The organism is Avibacterium endocarditidis (assembly GCF_002921145.1).
GTDB classification, from domain to species: Bacteria; Pseudomonadota; Gammaproteobacteria; order Enterobacterales; family Pasteurellaceae; genus Avibacterium; species Avibacterium endocarditidis.
In genome coordinates, this window is the sequence record NZ_PQVI01000052.1 from 1 (window position 1) to 4,008 (window position 4,008).

Sequence of the window (4,008 nt, forward strand, 5' to 3'; positions counted from 1 at the left end):
GCCCCGGATTTTCTGACGTGGTTTCAAATCCTACTTGATTTAACGCCCCACGCAAACGTTGCCACGCTTGGCTAAAAGGTGCATTTAACGCTAATGCAGCACGACCGTTTATATCTGTAGTTAATTGCGTTTGAATTGGCGTTACTGCAGTGCTATTTAATTCACTTTGCTGTTTACGATACGCCGTATTTAACTCACCAATCAGCTGATTTAAACGATCAGACGTATAACGCTGCTTTTGCGCCACCGTTGGGGTAAAAATAATATTATCGCGCTTCATTTGCAGAATTGACACCACCAACGCACTCGCCCCTTGATATTGCACTTGCTCAATCAAATAACGAATTTGTGTGTCGCCAATATCATCGGCACGCCCCGTTGCCGCCCAACTGGTTTCGATACGATTATCTTGATATTGATAAGTAATCCCTTGTTCTTTTAATAAACGTGCTACTTGATTTAAGCTATAAACTGCTTCTTTCGATGAGGGATAAACAATCAAAGAACGCTCACTGTCAAACTGTGCAATGGAATTATTAATCACTGCGATTGGTGTGCTTGGTGGGCGAATATCCACTTTTTGATGTGCTTGTTTATTAAGCTGCGGCAACGCATAAGTGTTATCTTGTGCAGGTAAATTTACCCCACCGCTTGCTAGGGGTGCAAAAACCACTTGCTGTTCAGCGTATTTTTCAAAGTTATCATTAGCTTGCTGTTTACTTTCATTGCTTGCCGAACAAGCCACTAATGTCATTAAAATTGGCGTGCTTAATAACCACTTTTTCATCAATTTATCCTCAAGGTTAAACAAATTTCATTGCCAGTTTTGACAACCAGAATGCAGAAAAGTTTAAGGGGCATTGACTACTCAACACCCCTCAGTGGATTTTTACTAAAAATTATAATAATCCCGCGATTTTCAAGGCTTCAATCACTTTTGGTTGTGCGGCTTCACTTAATGTTGTAAGTGGTAAACGCAACACCGGCTCTGGGATTAAACCTAATTTATAAGCCGCCCATTTCACAGGAATTGGGTTAGATTCAACAAAAAGATCTTTGTGTAATGCCATTAAACGCTGGTTGATCACCTCTGCTTCATCAAATTTACCCGCCAAAGCAAGCTCACACATTTTCGCCATATCTGCGGCAGCGATGTTATTTGTTACCGAGATCACCCCTTCACCGCCGGCTTTGATACTTTCTAACCCTGTCGCATCATCACCACTTAACACGATGAAATCTTCACCTGCAAGCTGTTTAATTTTCGCTACACGGCTCACATCGCCCGTTGCTTCTTTAATTGCCACAATATTATCAATTTGTGCTAAACGCCCCACGGTTTCAGGCTGCATATCGCTGCCTGTACGTCCCGGCACGTTATATAAAATTTGTGGTAAATCAGTGCATTCTGCAATTGCTTTAAAGTGTTGATACATTCCTTCTTGCGTTGGTTTGTTGTAATAAGGCACCACAGACAAACAACCCGCAACGCCGCTGCCATTTAATAATTTTGTCATTGTAATGGCTTCACTGGTGGCGTTTGCGCCCGCACCAGCAATTACAGGGATACGTCCATCGGCAAATTCAACGGTCTTCAAAATTGTTTTAACGTTTTCCTCTATGCTTAATGTGGCAGATTCCCCTGTTGTTCCCACAGACACAATACCGTGCGTTCCCGCGGCGATATGATACTCAACCAATTTTTTTAGTGCGTCAAAATCGACCTCACCGTGTGAGTCCATAGGGGTAATCAACGCGGTAATACTACCGTAAAATAAAGGATTCGTTACTGACATAAAGACCTCCGAATTATTTTTGTTATGTCTATTGAGTTTGCTTGAAAAAGTTTGTTTAAGATCGCTAAAATAACCAAAATTTGCAAGCAATTTTTTGCATTTTTTCTCAATAACATCAAATTTTTAAGGATATTTACTATGCAAACATTAAAAGCGGGCGATTTTGCCCCGCACTTTGCTTTACTTGATCAAAACGAGCAACTGGTTTCGCTTACCGATTTTAAAGGCAAAAAAGTCTTGGTTTATTTCTATCCCAAAGCCCTCACGCCCGGTTGCACCACACAAGCCTGCGGACTGCGCGATAGCAAAGCGGAACTTGAAAAACTCAATGTCGTAATTCTTGGCATTAGCCCTGATAGCCCAAAAAAGCTCGCTAATTTCGCCGAGAAAAAAGCCTTGAATTTCACGCTGCTTTCCGATGAAGATCACCAAGTCGCAGAACAATTTGGCGTATGGGGTGAGAAAAAATTTATGGGTAAAACCTATGACGGCATTCATCGCATTAGCTTCTTAATTGATGAACAAGGCAAAATAGAAAAAGTCTTTGATAAATTTAAAACCGGTGAGCATCATCAAGTGGTGCTAGATTATTTAACACAAAAATAATCTCTGACAGCTCAAATTAAAGTGCGGTGCAAATTTTTAAATTTTTACCGCACTTTGTTTTTCGTGATTTTTATTAATGCGCTTTTTGCAACTCGCCAAAATATCCAAATCCTTTTGATATACGTCCGTTTTAAATTCATATCCATCATTCCAATCACGGTGCTAAATAAATTATCGTGGGAATAATGCTGGGCGCTGGCGTTGTGGCGCAGGCAGTCTAAATCCACGCCTTCATTTTGCTGCCACGTTTTGGAAAACCAAAAGAACATCGGCACTTTGGTTTGATAATCTGGCGCGATGGCATAAGGCGTGCCGTGCAGATAAATACCGTCTTCGCCAAGGGATTCACCGTGATCTGACACATAATATACCGCACTTTCCAAATCATCACGGTGTTCCAATTTTTGGATCACTTGATCAAGGAAATTATCAATATACAAAATACCGTTATCGTACGTATTCACTAATTGTTCGTTGCTACAAGTTTGAATTTCGTTTGTGTCGCAAGTTGGCACAAACTTTTTAAATTCTGGCGTGTAGCGTTCGTAATAGGTCGGCCCGTGGCTGCCGATAGTATGCAAAATCAGCACCGTATCTTTTTGGCTTTCATTAAGAATTTTGTCGAAATCTTTCAGCAAAATCTCATCTAAACATTCGCCGTCCGTACAGTATTCTGGCGTTTTCATATTGGTAACTTCATTTGGCACACGCAAGCAAACGCCTTTGCAATCGCTGTTATTATCTAGCCAGAAAATGTTCACGTCCGCACGTTGTAGCACATCGAGCAAATTATCCATTTTTTGTGCTTTGCCACCATTGTATTGGGCTTGAGTGAGATAAGAGAACATACAAGGCACGGAAATGGCAGTTGATGTGCCACAGCTGGAAACGTCCGTAAAATTGATGATATCTTTGCCACGCGCTGCCAGTTTTGGGGTGGTTTGGCGAGCATAACCATTCAGCCCCCAGTTTTGTGCACGCGTGGTTTCGCCCACCACAATCACGGTGAAATGGCGATATTCATCAGGTTTAGCTTGTTGTGCATCTAAACCGATTTGTTCATAAGGGCGATTGGCTTCACGCACGCGTTTGATCTCGTTTACCCCTGCACTAATAAAATTAGACGGCACAATTAAATTCACCACAGGTTTATTGTTGCGTACAAAGGCGGCGTAATCTTGATAAAAACCTTTAGAAATCCCCCAAATCACCACGCCAGAAAGAGCGATCAAGCCCACGCGTAAACCCAGTTCTTTCCACCAAGTGCGGTAATCCACTTTCACCATAATGTATAAAATGGCTGGTAACACGCCAAAAACGGCGATCCAAGTGATATATTGCCAAGTGAGCATACGAACACTTTCCGCTGGCGTGGTTTGCAGCACATTTTCGAGCATATCCGTGGTGAAATGCACATCATAAAATAAGGCTTGATAGCTAATGGCAGCGCTAATAATCAGCAACAGCGGAATAATCACTTTGTGCAAAATAGGTAGCGCAAAAAGTTGAAAAACCGCATTTAGCGTAAAGAAAATAAAGACGGGAACGGTGAGAAGAAAATAATCTTCAGGCTGCCCCGCAAATGGGTGCAGCGCCCACACTTTTT

4 protein-coding genes are annotated in these 4,008 nt (G+C 41.8%); 1 reads left to right on the forward strand and 3 read right to left on the reverse strand.

What is annotated here, in order from left to right; translation table 11 throughout:
* Both bamC and dapA read right to left on the reverse strand, forming a co-directional pair.
* Window positions 1–787, reverse strand: a 787-nt coding sequence (gene bamC / locus C3Z13_RS04280; RefSeq protein ID WP_103855100.1) for an outer membrane protein assembly factor BamC, incomplete at its 3' end; no start/stop codon positions are given.
* 112 nt (window positions 788–899) lie between these two features.
* Window positions 900–1,796, reverse strand: a complete 897-nt coding sequence (gene dapA, locus C3Z13_RS04285; protein WP_103853949.1) for a 4-hydroxy-tetrahydrodipicolinate synthase — start codon at window positions 1,794–1,796, stop codon at window positions 900–902.
* Between the two features lie 138 nt (window positions 1,797–1,934).
* On the opposite strand from dapA, the gene bcp reads away from it, so the two are divergent.
* Window positions 1,935–2,402: a thioredoxin-dependent thiol peroxidase gene (gene bcp, locus C3Z13_RS04290; protein ID WP_103855101.1), complete on the forward strand. Its 468-nt coding sequence runs from the start codon at window positions 1,935–1,937 to the stop codon at window positions 2,400–2,402.
* 44 nt (window positions 2,403–2,446) lie between these two features.
* On the opposite strand, the gene C3Z13_RS04295 is transcribed toward bcp, so the two are convergent.
* The coding region (locus C3Z13_RS04295) for a phosphoethanolamine transferase (protein ID WP_245872545.1) at window positions 2,447–4,008 on the reverse strand (1,562 nt) is incomplete at its 5' end.